Below are 20,917 nucleotides of genomic sequence, written 5' to 3' on the forward strand. Positions count from 1 at the left end.
TATAACGTGTATTTTAATTTTCCTGGGCCCCGACATTAAAACTTTTTTCTTCAACGGAGGTTATATATTCATGTTGAGTAGTTAAGTAGTTGAATGGTTGAGTCGTTGATTAGCCAATGTGACAATGGCATAGACTGTGTTGGCTTAAAGCTTATGCTTATAGCTTACTGCCTATAGCTTATGGCTGAAAGTGACGGTAGTAGTAGCAGTAGCACCTACTTGCAGGTACGCTTTCGACTTTTTAATTTTGAATTTTTACTTTTTAACATGCTTATAAGAATATATCCCGAAAACCCGAACGAACGTGCGATAGAGCAAGTTGTTGCCGTGCTTAAAAAAGGTGGGATTATTATTTATCCTACAGATACCGTCTATGGTATTGGATGCGATATAACGAATCAAAAGGCGATTGAAACGCTCTGTCGGATTAGAGGAATCAAGCCGGAAAAAGCAAATCTATCTTTCATCTGTTATGATTTAACGGATATCGCTCAATACACCAAGCCCATCGATACAGCGACCTTTCGATTGCTTAAAAAATCCTTACCCGGTCCTTTTACCTATATCTTCAATGCAAGTAATCAAGTTCCTAAATTGATGAGTTCAAACAAGAAAACCGTCGGTATACGGGTACCCGACAATAACATCGCCAGGGAAATTGTAAGGCAATTGGGAAATCCAATCGTTTCGGCTTCTATTCATGATGAGGATGAAATTTTAGAATATTCAACTGATCCTGAACTTATCCATGAAAAATTCCAAAATTTAGTAGATTTGGTCATTGATGGCGGTTATGGCGGCAACGAAGCTTCAACTGTGGTTGATTGTACTTCGGGCGAGTTTGATGTCATCCGGCAGGGAAAGGGCGATTTAAGCGTCTATTTATAGTATAAGTACCTGCTTTCTTCTTCCGCTTTACTATTACTTTGCAAGAAATTCTATTAAAGGATCAATAAACCGATCGTAAGCTTCTATATGCGGTAAATGTCCTATCCCCTCTAGTTCAACTAAAGTTGCGTCTTTAATAACTTTTGAGGTTTTTTTGCCAAGTTCGGGATAGTTGCCGAGATTTTGTTGGGCCTCCTTCGGTGCTTTTGCTTTTCCAAGAGCTGTGCGATCTCTTTGTCCGATAATCAGAAGAGTAGATGCTTTTATATTTGCAAATTCATAACATACCGGTTGGGTAAAAATCATATCGTACAGTAAGGCAGAATTCCAAGCTAAACGTGGATAATCGATGTTGTTTGTAACGCCTGCAAGCATGTCAACCCAAGGGTCGTATTCCTTCTTCCATTTGTTATCATAATAAAATTGTAATTGATAAGCTTTTATGCGCTCATAATTTTGCTTTAATTCGCCGTGGTACCATTCTTCTATACTTATATATGGAACAACCGTTTTCCAGTCTTCTAAACCAATTGGATTCTCCAATATCAGCTTGTCAACCAAATCGGGATACATAAGTGTAAACCTAGTAGCCAACATTCCTCCCATGGAATGACCCAATAAAAAGATTTTAGAGATGCCAAGACTATCTAAAAGAGCCTTGGTGTTTTTTGCAAGTAGTTGAAAACTGTATTGTATCCGTTGAGGCTTGGATGACTTTCCAAAGCCTATTTGATCCGGAATCACTACACGATATCCATTATCGGCCAACGTCTTTGCTGTTTGTTCCCAATACGCACCGTTAAAGTTCTTTCCGTGTAGCAGTACTACAACTTTGCCATTAGCCTGTGCAGGTTTTACATCCATATACTCCATACGCAGTTGCTCCCCCTGATTAACAAGCGAAATGTAGTGCTCAGCAAAGGGGTAAGTAATCCCTTCTAAATTTAGCCCTACGTCCACTTGTCTATGCTGGGCATAGACAGAGCTAGTGCCTATCAATAAAAAAAGAAGGGTAATACGATAGAAATTATTTACAGTCATTTTAGAGTTTCTTTTTTCTTATGCGTTCCCACAAACCTTTTTTCACCGGCTTTTATCGGAATTAAAAGCGCATTTTCTGACGGTGGAATCGGACAATTATACCCTTCACTATAAGCACAATAAGGGTTATAAGCTAAATTAAAATCGATCGTTAGCTGATTGCCCTTAATGTCACTTCGCTTTAAATCCAGATACCTTCCGCCTCCGTATGTCTCCTCATCATTTGTAGGATCGGTAAATGGGAGAAAAAGGTAATCGGCATACTTCGGATTATCCATTAAAGCCACACTTTTAAACAACGTGAGTTTTACCCGCGTACCATTGATTTTAAAATGAGCTTCAGCAAAACGTAAATACTTTTTCTCCTTACCGCTATAGGTGGGTATAATAAACGGTTGGTCATCATAGATAAAAGTAAGCACCGCAGTCACTTTGTATAAACTGTCCGGTTCAAAAAAACGGAGATCCTTCAAATCCTTCTCCTTCAAAGGGGCATGTTCATCTGTCAGAAAAGCTTGTTTATAAACTTCTCTTTGCGCCAAGGTTTGTTCAGTGTAGTTCTGCGCTAAAGCATTCGTTACAAAGAAAGATAAAACCACTGCAAAAAAATAGGTAGCAAAGCCTTTATTCATTTTTCAATTTATGTATCACAAACCTAGTCAAAATCTTTTTATTAACCAGCGATTATGTTGGCATTAGCCAGGGCTTTAGGCTATAAGCGGTAAGCCGTAAGCTTTAGGCTATAAGCAGTAAGGCTTTAAGCTTGTGCTACTGCGACTGCTAATGCAACTATTTCATGAACTCACTTTGCCGGTTATTACATCGGCAAATTAGCTCATCGGCTAATTTAAAATATTCCCTACCCAACTACTCTACTACTCCCGTATCTGCAAAGCGATAGGTAATTGATATCGAACACGCACAGGTCGTCCATTTTGAATCCCCGGTTTCCATTTAGGTGCTTGTTCCAATAGTCTAACCGCTTCCGGTCCAGTGCCAAATCCTAAGTCCTTCAATACCTGTATATCAGTAAGAGAACCATCCTTCTCTACAATAAAACTTAAAAATAATTTTCCATTAATACCGTGAGATTTAGCCTCTTCAGGAAATTTGTAATTTCTAGCCACGTATTCCATAAATGCTTTTATCCCACCCGGAAATGTAGGGCTTACTTCTACATTTACAAAAACTGCTTGGGTCTCCCCTCCTTCTGTGATGGCGGTCATTTCATCTATAGCTCCTACTTTTGTATCGATAGTTATTACTGCAGTTGGATCGCCGGCAATCGTTGTCGGTCCGGGATTGGCGCTTTTTAACATTTCCATAGTGGGAGGTTCTTCCGCCGCTTGCGTATGTGGTACCACTTTAGGTGCCGTCATTTTTACCTGGTCTGTCCGCGAACGCCGTTGGGATTCTCTCGGCAACAGAGGTACAACTTCCACCTTTTTTTCGAGCGGTACCTCCTGTAAAACCAATTCGTCATTATCTGAAATCAATTGAAAGGTGGCGTCCTTTTTAAAATGAGCAATTCCGACAATAACGCCTACTGTTATTAAGAAAGATAAGATGCCAAATAGCAGCGCTTTCGACAGATCGTGATGTGCCTTCTTACGAATTACGTAAGCACCATATAACTTATTTCTGCCTTCAAAAACAAGATCTAACCAAGAACTTGTCAGGATACTTAATTTAGGGTTTAACATAGCTTGAGCGATTAAATTTGACAATTTACATTTATCTATAAGATCACTGTAATGACAGTTTTCCATAAGTAGTTTTAAGCAGACAAACACTTATACCTGAAAATCAATAGATTATATTTACTATTTTTTTATACCTTTGTCAAAATTTTTAATAAAACTCTTTTTGCATTTGCTTAAGGCGCATACCAAAAGAACGAAAGATAACGTTTAAGGTATAGTGAAAAGACAAGACAAGAAGTAGCATAAATGAACTATATATTATTTTTATATCTTCTATCGATTTCGGCAGGAGCAATTGAGACTGCAAATCAGCCAAGAGCGAACAAGATATCAACCACCACCATTCATAATTTAGTTTTAAAAAGGTTACCAACCCAACGATATAATGAATCCTTTAATTTCATCAACCCTGCAAAGGATACCATTACAAATGTCGAAGGTTTATCTTCGTTTTATCAGAAACTCCTAGCCTTGAGGGCTGGCCAAAGACATCGTGTCAATATTGTACAAATCGGCGATTCCCATATACAGCCGGATATTATTTCTCGAGAAGTACGGGCGGGGCTACAGGACTTTTTTGGTGATGCCGGACGAGGTTTGGTTTTTCCTTATCAAGTCGCTCGGACCAACGGTCCACTGGATATTACCAGTTCAACTTCTACCCAGTGGTTACCAAGTAAAATAAGTCATCAACGTACACCGGCCGCTAGTGGCATCTCCGGATTTGGCTTAAGAAAAATCCATAGTCAGGGCTTGATTAGGTTGTCACTAAAACCTGACTTACAGGCAAAACAACAATCTTTTGACTATATTAAACTCTTCGTGAGTCAAGGATCATGGAATATTCGTGCCATAGGTAACGATGCGAATACCTACATCATTGATCAATCGACGCCAGACGGCTTAGAAACCAAGGAAATCTTACTGAAGGACTTTGCTACGGGCTTTAATATAAGCCCCTTAGCATCGACTCCCAGCTTCTTCGGTGCTTCACTGGAGAAGCGAAATAATCCGGGTGTGCTATTTCATACCATCGGTGTAAATGGCGCACGCTACGAGCAATACAATAAGGAACCTTTATTTTGGAAGCAGCTTCCTGCGCTAAATGCCGATCTATATATCTTATCCATGGGAACGAATGAGGCTTTTTACAATGGAATGACGGAAGAAATTTACATTAATCAAGTTGCTGAAACCGTAGCCAAAATACAAACGATCGACCCACGCGCGTCCATACTTATTACAACAACGGCTGAATCATTCAAGAATGGCCGTAGTAATCCCATGATTGAACGACTCAATTTGGCCTTAAAATTTTATTGTAACAAAATGGGCATTCCCCTTTGGGATTTGTTTGACATTACCGGGGGGGCAGGTTCTTCCCTTGCTTGGTTGAAAAATAATTTATTGCAAGCTGATAAAATTCATTATCAGCAAAAAGCATATAGCATGCAAGGAGCTCTTCTGTTCGATGCAATGGCCAAAGGTTATAATGAGTACCTTTCGACCGCATCGGAACCTTCTCTGTCTAAATTAGCGACTAAAACTGCAGATAGATAGGCATAACCGGTTCTGCGGATTTGAAGAGGCCATACAATATTAAAAAGCAAAAGAAAACGATCAGGTAGGTTACCAGTGAGATAGGGCCGAATCCCTCCACAACCTCATCTGCAAAATTATCAGGGATAAAGTGAATACATAAGGCCAGCAACATCATCGCCAAAACGGTTTTATAGTTAGCATAAAAGCCTTGCCAGACGTCGAAACTAACTTCATTAGCGATTTTTGAAATCATAACTACTGATGTGTCATAATCAGGAGCCTTAAAGAATATCCAGCAAAAGCATACCAAATGAAAGGTAACAAGTACTGCCAGCGTTTGATAGAGCCAAGTATTCTTTAGCCCGTCCATCCATTTTCCCGTTATCAGCATCCAAATCTTATGTAAAGCCAAAGCTAAGCCATGTAAGGCTCCCCAAATTAAGAAGTTAAAGCTTGCTCCATGCCAGAATCCGCCCAACAACATCGTGGTTAATAAGTTCATATTGGCTGCTACACCAGACATTTTCCATTTTATTAAGCCGGGGATCAGTAATACGATTGAAATACTTGCACATAAAATGCCGGCGTACTGATTGTTTAGGCCTAATAGATGTTTGCTACCAAAAAATACAGCAACGAAAAACAATAGACAGAATAAATAGGTGCTAAAAGTGCTTTTCCTGTTGCCACCCAAAGGAATATATAAATAGTCGCGTAACCAGGACGAGAGTGAAATATGCCATCGTCTCCAGAACTCCGTTATATCTCTACTTTGGTAAGGAGACAGAAAATTAGGTGGAATACTGAAGCCAAGCCACTTAGCAATTCCAATTGCAATATCGCTATAGCCGCTGAAATCACAATAAATAACGATAGCATATCCATAAACGGCAAAGAGATTCTCCAGTCCGGTATAACGGGACGGGTCATCAAAGACATAGTCGACAAAATTCAGGGTAATATAATCCGAAATGATTAACTTTTTTATTAAGCCCGAAATGATCAAATAAAAACCTTTAGCAAAATCTTCATCCCGTAAAAAATAAGGCTTATTTATTTGTGGCACAAAATCGTGCGCCCTTACGATCGGGCCCATCATTAACTTTGGAAAAAAAGACAAAAACAACAGATATTCACTGAATTTCTTTGCAGGCTTAAAATCCCTTCGATATACATCGATGTTATAACTGAGGTTCTCAAAAGTATAGAAAGAGATTCCAATAGGCAATAAAATATTCAATGCACTAAAGTCAGTATGAAAGAATTGGTTGCTAATGGATAAGAAAAAATTCGTATACTTAAAGTAAAACAACAATCCTAAATTGAAAAAAATGCAGCAGACAAGCAAGGAAAGCCGATACCGGCGACTTCGGCGTTTATAAATCGCATGTGAAAGCCAATAATTGACAATTGCAGAAATGACAACTAAGCTAACGAAATAGCCACTTGCTTTATAAAAGAAGTAAAGCGAGAAGCCACAAAAAATATAACGGCGAATGGCATAACGATTTCTAAAAATGTAATATAGTATAATAAATAGCGCAAAGAAAAAAACAAAGAAACCATTGTTAAAGAGCAAGGGATTTTTCGGATCATACAGAAACGATTTTGCAAGCGCAGAAAAATCAATTTCAATGGGCGCTAATTTCCAATCCATATTAATCAGTTCCATTTAAATTTGTGTTTTCAGATTTCTTCACTTGCTTATTAATTGCCTCAAATAGATGCTTCGCCAACAATTTAGCGCCCAACGCATTGGGATGCACGTAATCTTTATTCGCTAAACTGGGATTTTGCGTAGCCCAATTTACCATCGAATTTTTGCCTCCCATTGCTGCATATAGACTAAAGAAAGCACAATCCGTTTGTTTCGCCAGTGCGGCCTGTTCCTTGATAAGTGCTTCAATACCTACCGCTGACTGATAGCCCTCGGGATACCTAAAAGCACGGTCGCCAGTTCCTACGATAAGCACATCGGCCTTAGAAAAACATGTCTTTATTTTTTTAACAACCGGAATCGCTGCTCGCTTGTACCAAGTAAAATTGGTATCATCCGGCTTATATAAGACGTTTACACCGTACTGAAAAATAATTAAATCATAAGGGTTTTGCTCGTTGATTTCCTTGAGCAAATCTGCATTAATCTTCCCTAATTCCAAACCTGAAATGCCTCTAAATGAAAAGTTGTCTACGATGACACCTTGATCTGATTCGAAGCTCAAGCCAAATAGTGGGAGTTTCCGGTCAGCAGAGGAAACAACAATGGATTTATCTTTATTATGGGCTACGAGTGTACGGTTAAATAGTGCTGTCCGTTCCAGCATCATCGTTTTTTTATTAACAACCACCGATGCGCTGTCTGTTGCCGGTCCGTGTAACAGATACTTACCTAGCACTATTGAGGTATCTTTACTGGTATTATCTTTGATTTTAACCCAATCGTTTCCAGATGAAAAAAACACATGGCCGGAAATAAATAAATCTTGCTTTTTAGTATTTTTAAAGTTGAAATCCCTCCAGTTAGCGGAAGACGACGCGATAGCCGTGCGTCTAAATTGCGCAACCTGCGATGCTATAGGAACAAAACCGACACCACTTCCCCCATAAGCCTGTTGCAGTAAACTTCTCAACGTTTGGGATAACAAGTCGCCTTCAATCATACTGTCACCTAAATAAGCGATTCTCACCTTCGTCTTTTTGCCATTTTTCAAGGCAATGAGTTTTTTTATAAATCGTGATAAGGCAACACTTTCGGAGTCTATGTTAAAGGAAATAATGTCAGATTGATTCAGGTTTAGGGGAAGCGCTTCGGCAGACACAATTACCTTTGCCTTGGAGCTATCACTTGCTGTAATAGATGCTTCATCTATTGAAGCATTTGAATGCATTGTAAGGGAGTCATTCTTTTTCTCGTCGTTGTTTTGCTTCACCTTCTTGCTTCCTGACGTGTATCTATTTTGGTGAAGCGCATCATTCTCTCGTGGCTTTACAATTACATCGGAAATTAAATTAATACGATCAAAGGGTTCCCACTTTTTACGATAGGCAATATTGATATATGAAAATACTAGATAAAGAAGTAGGCTAAAGAAAATAAACTGAAATACACGTTTATTAGCATTCATAAAGACATCTAATATATCATAAGTTATATCTTGAGATGGTCTTTAGAATACGTGTTTTCCATGTTTGAGGATGGGTGGAATATCCTGATTTACTTATAGCATCGACCCACTTGGAGGCATCGTCCGTACCTTTTAATCGGGAATAAAAATACTTACCGGAAATCAGTTTACAAAAATGTATAAATGACCCCATTGCCGAACTATATTGTCTGTATCGACTTTTGATACCGTGCGTTTGCTTTAGTTTATTAGAGCCTACGATACCAAAATGATTATGCAATAATTTAGAATTCCTACTTTGCCCGTTTCCGGACTCTAGGATAGCAATACCTAAAATTACCGACGAAGGTATCCCGTAAGCTTTTGAAAGCGAATCTGCTATCGATTTATGATTGTTTATATATTTTGTTTGCGCAAAACTTATATTTACACAACCTAAGTACAAAAGTGCCAGAAATAAAACTTTAGATCCGACTGAACGTATTGTTCGAATGTTTTTTCCTATCATATTTCTATTTTAAGAATACACAATCGTTCTTTACATTTACAATGCGACTAAGTTAGTTCAGCATTTTCCCCCGCTAGTAAGAACATTCCACTCTAATTCAGCTACCTTTCTCAGAGATTGTGCGAAAATAAGTGTTTAATTTTTCTTTTGAAACACAAATCAACTAACTCATTGATTATAAGACATATAAAAAAAATAAACCAGTTGTAGTTATTAAACACTAACATATCATTAACTCTATTTTTTTGATTTTATTATATTCGTTCGAAAAAATCTCATCAAGAAGAGTGGATTAGGGGTCAGTCGTATCATCCTTATGTTTAATAGATACCCCATATAGAAGATTAATTGAAAATAAAAAAATATATGAAACCTAGGATAATCATCGAATATTGCCCTAAATGTGGGTGGCTTTTGCGTGCGGCTTATATGGCTCAGGAAATTCTTACCACCTTCACCGAAGACCTAGAGAGTGTACTTCTGAAACCGAGTGATGTCAGTGGACGCTATACAATACGAATTGACGATCAGGAAATTTTCGACCGCAATCGGGCAGGTGGTTTCCCTGAGGTGAAATCGCTGAAACAAGTCATTCGGGACCATGTTAATCCAGGTAAAGATCTAGGGCATTCAGATCGTTGAGAATGTTGAGTAGTTAAATTGTTGATTAGCCAATGAGCCGATTAGCCAATGAGCCGATTAGCCGATTAGCCGATTAGCCAATGTGACAATGGCGTGGACCCTGCGAGCTTAAAGCATACCGCGTATAGCTTAAGGCTTACTATAAAACCGAAAGCTGGTTGCTGAAAACTGACCATTGCACACCGATTTAAATTTTACTAAGTTTGTTAAACGATTACCAACAATAAATTGTGATGATAAAGACCTTATTTAGCTTCGTATACTTTCTTTCAGTCAGTTCTTACTTACTAGCTCAACCTGCTTTAAAGAAACTATGGCAAACAGATCATCTGGACGTTCCTGAATCTGTTTTGATTGCAGAAGAAAGTAACACCCTGTATGCAAGCTTAATAGGCCCCGGCAATCACACAGCAACAGACGGCAATGGGTCCATCGCAAAATTAGATCGTAACGGAAAAATTATAAATGCGCAATGGATTACCGGCCTCAATTCACCTAAAGGATTAGGCGAATTTAAAGACAAACTTTATGTGGCAGATTTAAAAGAACTGGTAATTATCGACATACCCGACAATAAAGTGTTAAAAAAAATTGAAATACCCCAAGTTGGTATGCTAAACGATATTACAATCGATCCACACGGAATCGTCTATGTATCCGATTCAAAGGGTGGAAAAATTTACTGCTATAAGAATGGCAAAGTTGAAGTTTTTCTGGACGGTCTCGTAAACCCCAATGGCCTCTTTGCGGCAGACAACGGTTTATATTTTTTAGATAGCGGTTCGCTTTTCTATTTAAATAAAAACAAACAAGCCGACAAAATTGCAGAGGGAATGGAAAAATCTACTGACGGCTTGCAAAAAGACGGCGACAACTTTTTGGTGAACGCATGGATTGGTGTCCTCTACTATGTCACGAAAGATGGAAAAGTAACTACACTTCTTGATACTAAAGCCGAAAAAATGAATACAGCAGACTTCGCTTTTGATCGCGCGTCGCGCCAGCTGTATCTTCCTACTTTCTTTAAGAATCAGATTATCGCCTACCAGGTTCAATAAATTGACGGGGCCGGTGAAGGTAGGACATAAAGCTTCGGCCTAAAGCTAAATTTAGTACCTTTGCGATCTAAAGGCTAAAGAATTGGACATGATCAAGGTTGGAAAACTAAATACGCTTAAAATTGTAGGCTCTGACAATTTACAATATACACTCTCGGATGACGAATCGAACATCGTCTCCTTACCCCACACAAACACCTTATCACCGATTTCCAAAGATGCGGAGGAAATTACGGTATTTGTATATACCAATAAACAAGGGGCATTAACCGCAACTACCAAGAAACCTTATGCAGAAGTAGGCGACTATGCCTTATTAAAGGTCGTCGCCGAAGCTCCAAATGGTGTATTTATGGATCTGGGCATTGAAAAGGACCTCTTCGTCCCAAAAAAAGAACAAAGATGGCCTATGGTTAAGGGAAAAAGTTATCTTATTCACATTTATCTAGATCCATTGAACAACCACATGGTGGGTTCTTCAAGATTGAACAAATACATTGATAGAGATGAACTTAGTGTCGAAGTTGGAGATGAGGTGGAGTTGATTATCTCAGAAGAAACAGATTTGGGATATAATGCAATTATAAATAATCGGCATACAGGGCTCTTATATGCGAATGAAGTGTTTGAAAATCTCCGTATCGGAAATAAACGAAAGGGCTGGATTAAAAAAATATACCCCGATGGAAAAATAGACTTATCCTTACAACCTTTGGGGTATGAACATATTCTTAATAGCAGAGAGATGATTATCGATTTGCTGAAAAAACGAAATGGACGTATACCGCTAGGAGACAAAAGTTCGCCGGAAGAAGTATATAAGATTCTTAAGATAAGTAAAAAAACCTTCAAAAAAGCTATTGGTGCTCTTTATAAAGAACGGCTGATCGAGATCAGTGATGAGGAAATAAAAGAAACAAAACAATAATGGTATTCGGACTGGAGAAAAAAGAAATCAAGCACGTTTATAAAACCTCAATCATTCAGCAGACAGCATTTTGGTCAGAAGTAAAACAACAACAAGGGATCGCTAGTTTAGCTATTAACTTCAAAGTGAATAAACCATCTATTTTCAATGGTTCACCCACCGGAAAATCAGCCTATATAGAAACAGACGTCCTTATTTTACTTCAACCTATCGATAATGAGCATACAATTGCTTATATTCCCTATGGGCCTGAAATTGAGCCTCACGAAGAAAACCAAGGAAAATTTCTGGAAGAATTTTCTGAATCATTACGTTCTTATTTGCCGAAGAATTGCATTACGATACGTTACGATCTTGCCTGGCAATCGCAATGGGCAACAGACCCGGAACATTTCGATAAGTATGGTAATTGGAATGGTCCTCCGGAAAAGAGATATCAAGAATTTAGGTTAAACATTAGTACACGACACTGGAATCTCAAAAAGTCTAATTCAGACATTTTGCCATCAAATACAATATTTCTTGACCTCAGGAAAGAATCGAAGGCGCTGCTGGCGGCCATGAAGCCAAAAACCCGTTACAATATTAATCTGTCTGGTAGAAAGGGTGTGCATATTCGAGAAGTAGGTTTAGATAAACTTGATGTATGGTATGCTTTATATCGGGAAACTGCAATCAGAAATAATATTCATCTGAACAGTATTGAATATTTTCGTTCTGTGTTGAAGGCTAGGGCCGAAAATAGTGCATCCCCTGCCGAAGTGCAACTTTTGGTAGCAGAAGTAGATGGGATACCGTTAGCGGCTATGTTTTTAGTTCTTAGTAACAAGCGCGGAACTTATCTGTATGGTGCGTCATCGTCTATCAAACGGAACTATATGGCCACCTATGCACTACAATGGAGGGCTATGCAAATTGCCAAAAGCAGGGGTTGTGAAGAATATGACTTTTTCGGTGTATCACCACGACCCGATCCCGCGCATCCGATGTATGGCCTCTTCAAGTTCAAATCGGGTTTTGGAGGTAACCTACATCACCGAATGGGGTGCTGGGATTATCCACTGGATCAAGATAGGTATATACTGTTTAAAGCATCCGAAATGAAGAGCCAGGGATACCACCTTTAAGCTGTACCTTATAATTGGCTCGGCAGGTAACCAAAATATCGCTTAAACGCTTTTGTAAAGTTATAAGGATCGGCGTAACCTAGTGTGTAAGCAACTTCTGCAATGGTGCTATGGGTGTCTAATAGGATTTGCCTTGCATATTCCATTCTGCATTGCATTAAATAATCAAAAACGGTACATCCGAAAAGCTGCTTGAATCCCTTTTTTAGTTTGAAATCGTTCAAGCCTATTTCCCGAGCTATTTGTTTTAATGTTAGCGGATCAAATATATGTTGCTGAACGAATAGCTTGGCTGCATGCAGACGCTCTATATCAGCAGGCTTTATAAACAAAAAAGGCTGTTCAGACATTGACTCGGCTTGCTGTGCCTGTAAAAAAAATAGCTCCGTCACTTTGGATTCCAAGTACAGTCTACGCATTTGACCGACATAAGGACATGCTAGAATCTCGTTAATGACCGTGTGTTGTTGATGGGTTATCGGCATGGGCCCACGGGAGATATCCGCTTCCCTTCCTGCGTGCACCTCGTTCCAAAAACGCTCAAGGCAGGGCAAGTCCGTTGCTATCAAACGCTCGAAATAAGGTTCTTGCATACAAATCCCAAATGTTTCCACCCGATTTCCGCGTAACGAATAATCCCCCTCAAAGTTAGGCATATAACCCAATATATGCCGATTCGGCTCGACGTGATATTCCTGTCCGGAAGATATGGGTTTGGCAGAAGAGATTCCTTGCAGCGAAAAATACATATTAAGGCTAGGTTCTTCTTGGCAGTCGCTGATAGTAAGCTCCAATTCTTTCAATCCCTTCAGCGAAAAAATCTCAATGCCCGCTGACTTAAATAGAATATTTTCCGACAATTCATCCGCGCTTATGAGGTAATTGTCTTTTAGTGAAAAGGAGGATGGTGCTACTATTTCTTCCATAAAAAACGCGTCTCGAAAGACTTGAAAAGGGTAATACCATTACCACAAGATACCATCAAACTTAGAAAATTTAAATTTGAAATCCAACCTATTTAGCAAGGAAAACGTTATTGCTACCCTGACTAATAAATCCGTTTTGAAGGGATAAAAATCCGTTTAGGAAGGGTTGTCCAGGATTATTTCAAGCAATTTTGAAATTAAATGAAATAGGTGGGATTCAATTGTTAAAATCGGGTCTCGACCTTATAACAGAAAAGCTAAGGCATTCCATTTAACAACATTTTATAATGAAAGCATTTACACTAGGAAAATTTAAACCCGTCATTAATCTTCCTTCATCGGCAACGCCTCACAACTTGATTTCTGTATTTAGAACGGATGTAACCAATAAAAAAGATGCTGACCATATTATTAAGCTTCTTAAAAAGCAATACCCTGATGGCAGATTTAATTTTGATCTCGAAGACAGCGATAAGGTCTTCCGGATTGAATATAAACGTGATATTATTGTTGACGTCATAAGAATGTTCAGAATAAAACGATTCACCTGCGAAACGCTCATCTAAATAGCGGGATTAGCTCAGAAAATCCAATATTTGCGGACGAACCTCCACGAGGAGGTCTGTTTTGTCTTTTAATTGAACATATTCATCATCTACATGTATCCACGTTCCATCCCATTGTATTTGAATATCTCGCCCCTTTATAATTTTCCAGGGCCCTTTTTTTGTCTTTCCTAATGCTACATTTTTTACATATTCGATAAAAACATCTCGTTGGCCCTCCTCCAGTAAGACGACTTCAAACAGGCCGTCGGTCATATCCGCCTCAGGTGCCAGCTTCAAATTGGGGCCTATTGAACAAATGTTGAGCACTTCTATAAGTAAGTATTTCCCTGTTATTTTTTTTCCGTCAATAGTGATATGAGCTTGTCTTGCTTCGTAACTTAAACTAATCGTCAACAGCGTATGTAATGCCAGACTAATTTCATCTTCTTTGCTTTCCAGATTATCAGTTTTTATCTTTTCCATTTCTCGCATGAGTTTAGGTAGCAAACCAACACCGAAGCTTTCCAAAAAGAAATTTTGCTCAACGCCTAAATCAACCGCACCCACATCTACTTTTTTGATATTCTTTTTTGCCAGACGGTTTAGTAATTTTTTTATGTTATCCGGACTACCTAATGTTAAGGCGACATTATTAGCTGTACCCATTGGCAAAAGACTTAATAATAGCTTCTTATCCAACCATGTTCGTTTAAGTAAAACACTAGCCACTTTCCGCACCGTTCCATCACCCCCCACGATTAGGATTATATCAATAGCCTTATCGATTTTCTGCCATTTTTTTTGTCGTATCGAGCTATAAATCGCATTATATCCCGCTTCTTTTATTGCATTTACCAATTCATTTTTTTGGTGGTCTTTATCACCCGCTTTAGGGTTATGCAAAATCAATATGGTTTCCTTCATATAGTATTAGTGCATCAATGGCACATTTTAAAAACATTAAAGAGCCTTAGATGTTTGCTAATTAAAAATAAGAGGAATTAGCTATGAGAATATTGGTAACGAACGACGATGGGATATACAGTCCGGGCATTGCGGCCCTAGCGAAAATTGCAGCCAACTTTGGAGAAGTAACCGTAGTAGCCCCTGATGTAGAACAATCCTCCATGGGACATGCAGTAACTCATTCAAGACCCTTATCTTACAAAAAATCACCGGTTGAATTCCCTGGGATTAACGCCTATCGCGTCAATGGAACACCGGCAGACTGTGTTGCACTTGGAACACATTTATATCACCATATTGATGTTGTTTTATCAGGCATTAATATGGGGACCAATTTGGGAAATGCGATGTGGCATTCAGGGACCCTTGCAGCGGCTAAGCAAGCTGTCTTATTAGGCATTAAAGGAATTGCCTTAAGTACACCGGTAGGCAAATCAGAACCTGATTTTGATTTATTAGCTCCTCATGTACACCAAGTGCTTGAGCAGTTGTTACAACGTACAACCTTAAGCCTTTATAATGTTAACTTTCCGAGTAATCCCCAGGGGATCGCCTGGACAAAACAATCAGTGCGGCTTTACGACGGAACGATTATACCCGGGACGGATCCTTTGGGAAGAAAACACTACTGGTTTACCGTTACCCCCTTAGAACCTGCGGAAAAAGGAACGGATCGCTGGGCTGTCGAAAATAATTATACCTCTGTCACTCCGCTGAGGCTCGACTTAACAGACGAAATAAAGTTGCGGCAACTCGAAGAGACTTGTCCATGGCAAGTATCGGCTTCTTCCTGAATATTTCTTAATATTCACTTAACATAAAATTTACAGCATTACTGTATTTTTGATACATGATCATTTTTTGGATTGCTGCACCGATTTACATATTAGCACTTATTGTATCAGTAAGTATGGGCATAAAACGAGGCGCTCTTTTTATTGGGTTTCTCTTATTAATTACGCTCCTATTGTATCTCATGTTTTTCCATTCGACAGAGTCGGCATTAGGGGTTGTAATAATTGGTGTCATTACTTATTTAATGAGTAGTAAGCGCTAGTTAAGTCCCCGCTTCCAGTCGATCTATTTGCTTAAAGTAACGCAGTCGATAACTGTTCATAGCCACTGTCGTCAGTTGCTCGGTTAATTTATTGTTAGCAACAGCTCCTACAACAGCCCCTATAATAGGAATTAGCTGTGCTAATTTTGCCAAATCAAGATAATCTCTATATTCCTGCTGAAAATCCCGCCAGTCGAAATGATCCACATCGGATGGAAGTGTTTGTATAAATGTTGTCCAATTCTCCATTCTTGATAAGATCTCTTTTCGTTTCTGCTGGCTGCAGAAAGTAATTTTGAAAACATATAAGATAAATAAGCGCTCCTTGTAGTCTTTTACATTGAATCCGTAAATAGATGCGATCTCAAACAACAACTTCATTTTAATTGCCAGAAAAGCGGGAAAATCTGCAAGTCCCATTAAAATCCCCCCTGCTCCCGTCACGGCACCTTCGATAGTCGCCGCATTTTTATAATGTCTACCTACCCGTTTTACATATGCTTCCTGCAACTGCAATGACCTTCCCTTTTTTATGGTAGAGCTTGTATACTGTGAGCCGAACAATACCGCTTTCACCATTTTCTCGATTGTTACCGTGATAACTTGATGGATCTTTTCGGGAATGAGCGCATTCATTTTTGTTTGAATCCCTTTTGTCAGTTTGCTGCTAACCGAAGGGGCTTTTAACATACGCTGCTTCCAATCCTGCATTTCCCGATAGGCTTTTTCTTCATAGCTGTTTAACATTGCATCGCGTGTTTAATCAAACATTTTATCTTTTCAAAGGTTAATATAAAAAAACCTTCTGAATCCTACACGTAGGAACAGCAATATAGAGATTCGTGAAGGTTATTGAAGATGAATATACATATTTTCAAAAAAAACCGATTATGGAACAGTTACTTAGCATAGATTTACTCAGAAGGCTGAAGCTCAATGGGTATACCGCATTGATACCAAAAGCTAAGAGGAATAACACCCAGGTTTTTGCTATTTCAAACTATCCTGTTGAAGAACTAAAAAGTAATGCAAAAGAAGCTCCTTTGCATGAAGATAACGTATTGGCAATTGAAGATTTGCTACTGCACGAAGATGAATTAACACTTGAGGGAATTGTTGTATTACCGGATGAAGACTTATCCTCCGCTTTATAAAAGGAATCAGGATAGCATACTTAATTTGCATCAAACAAACGGACGGTTTGAGTAATCAAAACTTAAGCCCCTTCACTTTCATATGCCGAACCCTATACCTGATCTAAAGGTTTTCTTTTCCGGTCCTTAATTTGCTTAAAATGAGAGGGTGTTAACCCGGTGATTTTTTTAAACTGCGTAGATAGATGCTGAACGCTACTATAACCCAGTTTATACGCTATCTCACTCAATATCAGCTCATTATATACAAGTAGTTCTTTAGCTCTTTCAATACGTTGCAAAATAATAAATTGCTCAATCGTAAGTCCTTCTGTCTGCGAGAATAAAGTACTAAGATAGTTATAGTCAATCGTTAGCTGTTGCTGGAGAAAAACGGAGAAGTTTACTTTCATGTTAATTTCGTCGACGTTGTGTATCCGTTCGATCAACAAGGTCTTCACCTTTTCAACCAATTTTTGCCTCTTATCATCAAGAAGTTCGAATCCAACCGCAGTCAATTCTTCTCTCAACATGTGATACCGTTCTTTAGGTAGGGCCTCCTTTAATGCGATCTCGCCTAAACTTACCGATACGGGTTGAATGCCCATCGTGTCCAAAATTTGTCTGACCACCATCACACAGCGATTGCATACCATATTTTTAACGAATAATCTCATGTCAGCGATATCCATTGTTATTAGCGATTTCACACAAAGTTCGGCAAAGAAAATGAAGAAGACATTATATAATTTCTTAAATTTTTTACAAGTTCCACGCCTCTACCCTACTTCTTCCAGCGCCAAGCGAATCGTAGCATAAATATAATCAAGTTCTTCGTCCTTTATGCAATATGGGGGTAATAGATAAATCACATTGCCCAATGGTCGCATTAAGATCCCTTTTTGCAAAAAGTAATCGTAGAGTTGATCTCTTAAGGGGTTAAAATAGTTCGTTACATCGTCCGAACGCCATTCAATAGCCAGAATTGTTCCTAAAAAGCGGATTGTCTGTACGTTGCGATGCCCTCTAATGGATCGCGCAAAATCGATATGGCGTGTTGTTATCCTTTGTATACAAAGCCGGGTTTCCTCTTTAAGCAGCAGGTCTAAACTTGCCAATGCAGCAACACATGCTAGTGGGTTCGCTGTATAAGAATGACCATGGAACAACGTTTTCGTTCGATCATTTGATAAAAAAGCGTGATAAATCGGTTCCGTGCACGATGTGACACCTAAGGGAAGTGTACCGCCGGTTAAGCCTTTCGATAAACACATGATATCCGGTTGTGTGTGCAAATAATCAGCAGCAAAGAGCTTTCCGGTTCGTCCGAAGCCCGTAAATACTTCATCTTGTATAAGTAAAATACCGAGTTCTTTGCAGAAACACAACAGCTCACTCAAGTGACTAGCTTCATACATTTTCATGCCTGCCGATCCTTGCACAAGCGGTTCATAAATAAAACAAGCAACCTCCTGCCGAATAGCATACAATTTTTCTTTAATTGTTTTTAGACTGAGTTCGTTTGGTGCTTCCAGGAAGATAACTTCAAAGAGATAATTTTCAAAGGGTTTTGTCCAATTACTTCTTGCACTCACCGACATGGTGCCAAAGGTATCACCGTGGTAAGCGTCTTTCAGCGCAATAATTTTCTTTTTACATTGTCCGGTGTTATGCCAATACTGCAAGCACATTTTTAATGCTATTTCAACCGCAGTAGACCCATTATCGGAATAAAATATCTTACGCTGGTTGTCCGGTAAAATGCTCAATAAGCGCTCGGCTAGCTCGATAGCAGGCGAATGCGTAAAACCGGCGAATATCACATGCTCCAACTTGTGCAATTGCTTATAAAGTTGCTCCGCAATATAAGGATGCGCATGTCCATGTAAATTAACCCACCAAGAAGATATCGCATCGATATAGGAACGCCCATCTTCTGCATAAAGGTAGACGCCCTTTCCTTCAACAATAGCGATGGGAAGCCCATCTATCGGCAGCTGTGAATAAGGATGCCAAACAGCCGCTACATCACGCTGTGAGAGTGTTGTCTCGTGATTCATAAGCTAACCTAAATCTAATTTTTGATTTTCTTTTAAGGAGAATGGATGAAGCCCCAGCAACTCAAACATTGCTCTATCCTCCGTCAGCTTCGGGTTCGGTGTTACTAACAATTCCTCACTTTCACTTGTAAAAATAGAATTAGCACCTGCCAGAAAGCACCAGGCTTGTTCGATTGTAGACATTTCGGATCGACCTGCACTGAGCCGTACCATCGCTTTTGGCATTAAAATACGAGCTGTTCCAATCATTCGTACCATTTCCCATATCTGCACCTTTGGCAAATCTGCCAATGGCGTACCACTGACGCGAGCTAAGGCATTAATCGGCACAGATTCTGGATGGCTCGGCATAGTGGCCAGTTTGTGAAGCATGGCGATCCGATCCTCTGCTGATTCTCCTAGACCAATAATTCCACCACAACAGACCGATATGCCAGCTCGTCTGACATACTCCAAGGTATTCAATCGGTCGTTAAAATTACGCGTGCTTATGATCTCCTGATAATAATTTTCTGAAGAATCGAGGTTGTGATTATAAGCCGACAAGCCAGCTTCCCGCAAGCGTTTTGCTTGATCAGCCGTTAGCATCCCCAAGGTACAGCAGACTTCCAGCCCTAAGGCGTACACACCTTTAACCATTTCCAATACGTTATCAAAATCACGGTTATCCCGTACTTCACGCCATGCCGCCGCCATACAGAAGCGTGTTGATCCAGACTCTTTTGCCCTTTTAGCACAAGCTATCACTTCGCCTACGTCCATTAATGGTTTAACCTTAATATTGGTGTGGTACCTGGCGGCCTGTCCGCAATATGCACAATCTTCCGGGCACCCTCCTGTTTTTATTGATAGTAAGGTGCAAACCTGAACTGTAGACGGATCATGCCACTGGCGATGAATGTGTGCCGCCTCGTAAGTTAAAGTCAACAAACTCATATGGTAGATACGGCGTACTTCTTCGATCGACCAATCGTTGCGAATTTTATTTTGCTGATTCATTTTTTTTTATTTTACTATTTATCGATAAGTGTAAGCTACTGTAACGGATCGCTTCGTTATTTATTGAACTCAATTCAGGAACATGGATGATAGGAATCTCCTCGGAAACGTGACTCTCTATCGCCTCTTGGGAAGCTTTATTCATATTGCCATTAAATACCAGCGCCCTTATACGAACTTCTTTTCTACGTAAAACTTCATAGGAAAGAAGACTGTGGTTAATGCAGCCCAAGTAGTCTCTTATCACCAATATGGCTGTTGCACCAAGTTGCTTTATTAAATCAATCATAAAGAAATCACCTGATAAAGGCACGAGCAAGCCACCTGCCCCTTCAATAATCAACCGATTGGCAGTAAAAGGTGGTTGAAAATCATCTGGGTGAATAGCAATGTTCTCCGCAGCAGCCGCCTCATGTGGCGAAGCCGCCAATTGCAGCCGAAATCGCTCTTGATGAATGTGTGTCGATTCCGCATTTACCAAATGCTTGACTCGTTCACTGTCTGTATTGTCTAAGTCTCCGCACTGAATTGGCTTCCAATAGTCGGCTTTCCAATAAGATGCCAATACCGCTGAGACAATCGTTTTTCCCACCCCGGTGCCGATTCCCGTGATGAAGATATTTTTTTCATTCATTTTCTTAAAATAGGTTATTGTGTATACCATAC

General features: G+C 39.4%; 22 protein-coding genes. 9 read left to right on the forward strand and 13 right to left on the reverse strand.

Annotated elements, in window-relative coordinates; genetic code table 11:
- Positions 1-267 precede the first annotated feature (267 nt).
- The gene (locus tag M1D52_RS14345; RefSeq protein WP_041388377.1) at positions 268-888 is read left to right on the forward strand and encodes an L-threonylcarbamoyladenylate synthase; all 621 of its coding nucleotides are present in this window, start codon (positions 268-270) and stop codon (positions 886-888) included.
- A 33-nt stretch (positions 889-921) separates the two neighbouring features.
- Here the strand turns inward: M1D52_RS14345 and M1D52_RS14350 are convergent, their stop codons facing one another.
- From M1D52_RS14350 to M1D52_RS14360, 3 genes are all read right to left on the reverse strand, one after another.
- A complete protein-coding gene (locus tag M1D52_RS14350) occupies positions 922-1,929 on the reverse strand; it encodes an alpha/beta fold hydrolase (protein WP_437392852.1) in 1,008 nt (335 codons plus the stop codon).
- The gene (locus tag M1D52_RS14355) at positions 1,926-2,561 is read right to left on the reverse strand and encodes a DUF1684 domain-containing protein (protein ID WP_437360485.1); all 636 of its coding nucleotides are present in this window, start codon (positions 2,559-2,561) and stop codon (positions 1,926-1,928) included. The genes M1D52_RS14350 and M1D52_RS14355 overlap by 4 nt, the downstream gene beginning before the upstream one ends.
- 243 nt (positions 2,562-2,804) lie before the next feature.
- Positions 2,805-3,632: an energy transducer TonB gene (locus tag M1D52_RS14360; protein WP_437392853.1), complete on the reverse strand. Its 828-nt coding sequence runs from the start codon at positions 3,630-3,632 to the stop codon at positions 2,805-2,807.
- Between the two features lie 246 nt (positions 3,633-3,878).
- Here M1D52_RS14360 and M1D52_RS14365 point away from each other — a divergent pair, with 246 nt between their 5' ends.
- Entirely contained in the window at positions 3,879-5,192 is a 1,314-nt protein-coding gene (locus M1D52_RS14365) for a GDSL-type esterase/lipase family protein (protein ID WP_437392854.1), read from the forward strand.
- Here M1D52_RS14365 and M1D52_RS14370 read toward each other — a convergent pair.
- Genes M1D52_RS14370 through M1D52_RS14380 form a run of 3 tightly spaced genes read right to left on the reverse strand, consistent with a single transcriptional unit; the run spans position 5,173 to position 8,807 of the window.
- The gene (locus M1D52_RS14370) at positions 5,173-6,846 is read right to left on the reverse strand and encodes an MBOAT family O-acyltransferase (RefSeq protein ID WP_437360479.1); all 1,674 of its coding nucleotides are present in this window, start codon (positions 6,844-6,846) and stop codon (positions 5,173-5,175) included. The two genes, M1D52_RS14365 and M1D52_RS14370, sit on opposite strands and share 20 nt — an antisense overlap.
- A complete protein-coding gene (locus tag M1D52_RS14375) occupies positions 6,833-8,299 on the reverse strand; it encodes an SGNH/GDSL hydrolase family protein (protein ID WP_437392855.1) in 1,467 nt (488 codons plus the stop codon). Before M1D52_RS14375 ends, M1D52_RS14370 begins: the two co-directional genes overlap by 14 nt.
- Before the next feature lie 16 nt (positions 8,300-8,315).
- Positions 8,316-8,807 carry a glucosaminidase domain-containing protein gene (locus tag M1D52_RS14380; RefSeq protein WP_013666590.1) on the reverse strand — a complete coding sequence of 164 codons (492 nt, stop codon included), beginning with the start codon at positions 8,805-8,807 and terminating at the stop codon, positions 8,316-8,318.
- Positions 8,808-9,173: 366 nt separating this feature from the next.
- Between M1D52_RS14380 and M1D52_RS14385 the strand changes: the two genes are divergently transcribed.
- The 4 genes from M1D52_RS14385 (at position 9,174) to M1D52_RS14400 (ending at position 12,562) form a co-directional block, all read left to right on the forward strand.
- Positions 9,174-9,449 (forward strand): Rdx family protein, encoded by a 276-nt coding sequence (locus tag M1D52_RS14385; protein WP_437392856.1) that lies wholly within the window; start codon positions 9,174-9,176, stop codon positions 9,447-9,449.
- Between the two features lie 233 nt (positions 9,450-9,682).
- Entirely contained in the window at positions 9,683-10,507 is an 825-nt protein-coding gene (locus M1D52_RS14390; RefSeq protein WP_437392857.1) for an SMP-30/gluconolactonase/LRE family protein, read from the forward strand.
- A gap of 88 nt (positions 10,508-10,595) precedes the next feature.
- On the forward strand, positions 10,596-11,435 hold the full coding sequence (locus M1D52_RS14395) for a CvfB family protein (protein WP_437392858.1): 840 nt from the start codon (positions 10,596-10,598) through the stop codon (positions 11,433-11,435).
- Positions 11,435-12,562, forward strand: coding sequence for a lipid II:glycine glycyltransferase FemX (locus M1D52_RS14400; protein ID WP_437392859.1), 1,128 nt, complete (start codon positions 11,435-11,437; stop codon positions 12,560-12,562). Before M1D52_RS14395 ends, M1D52_RS14400 begins: the two co-directional genes overlap by 1 nt.
- Before the next feature lie 8 nt (positions 12,563-12,570).
- On the opposite strand, the gene M1D52_RS14405 is transcribed toward M1D52_RS14400, so the two are convergent.
- A complete protein-coding gene (locus M1D52_RS14405) occupies positions 12,571-13,488 on the reverse strand; it encodes a helix-turn-helix transcriptional regulator (protein ID WP_437392860.1) in 918 nt (305 codons plus the stop codon).
- Between the two features lie 287 nt (positions 13,489-13,775).
- Between M1D52_RS14405 and M1D52_RS14410 the strand changes: the two genes are divergently transcribed.
- The gene (locus tag M1D52_RS14410) at positions 13,776-14,054 is read left to right on the forward strand and encodes a hypothetical protein (RefSeq protein WP_013666584.1); all 279 of its coding nucleotides are present in this window, start codon (positions 13,776-13,778) and stop codon (positions 14,052-14,054) included.
- 9 nt (positions 14,055-14,063) lie between these two features.
- Here the strand turns inward: M1D52_RS14410 and M1D52_RS14415 are convergent, their stop codons facing one another.
- Positions 14,064-14,960: a diacylglycerol/lipid kinase family protein gene (locus tag M1D52_RS14415; protein WP_437392861.1), complete on the reverse strand. Its 897-nt coding sequence runs from the start codon at positions 14,958-14,960 to the stop codon at positions 14,064-14,066.
- 83 nt (positions 14,961-15,043) lie between these two features.
- On the opposite strand from M1D52_RS14415, the gene surE reads away from it, so the two are divergent.
- The gene (surE, locus tag M1D52_RS14420; RefSeq protein ID WP_013666582.1) at positions 15,044-15,796 is read left to right on the forward strand and encodes a 5'/3'-nucleotidase SurE; all 753 of its coding nucleotides are present in this window, start codon (positions 15,044-15,046) and stop codon (positions 15,794-15,796) included.
- 263 nt (positions 15,797-16,059) lie between these two features.
- Here the strand turns inward: surE and M1D52_RS14425 are convergent, their stop codons facing one another.
- Positions 16,060-16,806 (reverse strand): EcsC family protein, encoded by a 747-nt coding sequence (locus M1D52_RS14425; RefSeq protein ID WP_013666580.1) that lies wholly within the window; start codon positions 16,804-16,806, stop codon positions 16,060-16,062.
- Positions 16,807-16,949: 143 nt separating this feature from the next.
- Here M1D52_RS14425 and M1D52_RS14430 point away from each other — a divergent pair, with 143 nt between their 5' ends.
- Positions 16,950-17,213 (forward strand): hypothetical protein, encoded by a 264-nt coding sequence (locus M1D52_RS14430; protein ID WP_013666579.1) that lies wholly within the window; start codon positions 16,950-16,952, stop codon positions 17,211-17,213.
- Between the two features lie 92 nt (positions 17,214-17,305).
- Here the strand turns inward: M1D52_RS14430 and M1D52_RS14435 are convergent, their stop codons facing one another.
- The 4 genes from M1D52_RS14435 to bioD all read right to left on the reverse strand — a co-directional run bounded on the left by M1D52_RS14435 (position 17,306) and on the right by bioD (position 20,915).
- Positions 17,306-17,869 carry a helix-turn-helix domain-containing protein gene (locus tag M1D52_RS14435; RefSeq protein ID WP_437392862.1) on the reverse strand — a complete coding sequence of 188 codons (564 nt, stop codon included), beginning with the start codon at positions 17,867-17,869 and terminating at the stop codon, positions 17,306-17,308.
- A gap of 102 nt (positions 17,870-17,971) precedes the next feature.
- A complete protein-coding gene (gene bioA, locus M1D52_RS14440; protein WP_437392863.1) occupies positions 17,972-19,252 on the reverse strand; it encodes an adenosylmethionine--8-amino-7-oxononanoate transaminase in 1,281 nt (426 codons plus the stop codon).
- A gap of 3 nt (positions 19,253-19,255) precedes the next feature.
- Entirely contained in the window at positions 19,256-20,251 is a 996-nt protein-coding gene (gene bioB, locus M1D52_RS14445; protein WP_437392864.1) for a biotin synthase BioB, read from the reverse strand.
- On the reverse strand, positions 20,235-20,915 hold the full coding sequence (gene bioD / locus M1D52_RS14450; protein WP_437360464.1) for a dethiobiotin synthase: 681 nt from the start codon (positions 20,913-20,915) through the stop codon (positions 20,235-20,237). Before bioD ends, bioB begins: the two co-directional genes overlap by 17 nt.
- Positions 20,916-20,917 lie beyond the last annotated feature (2 nt).

The organism is Olivibacter sp. SA151 (genome assembly GCF_054130995.1).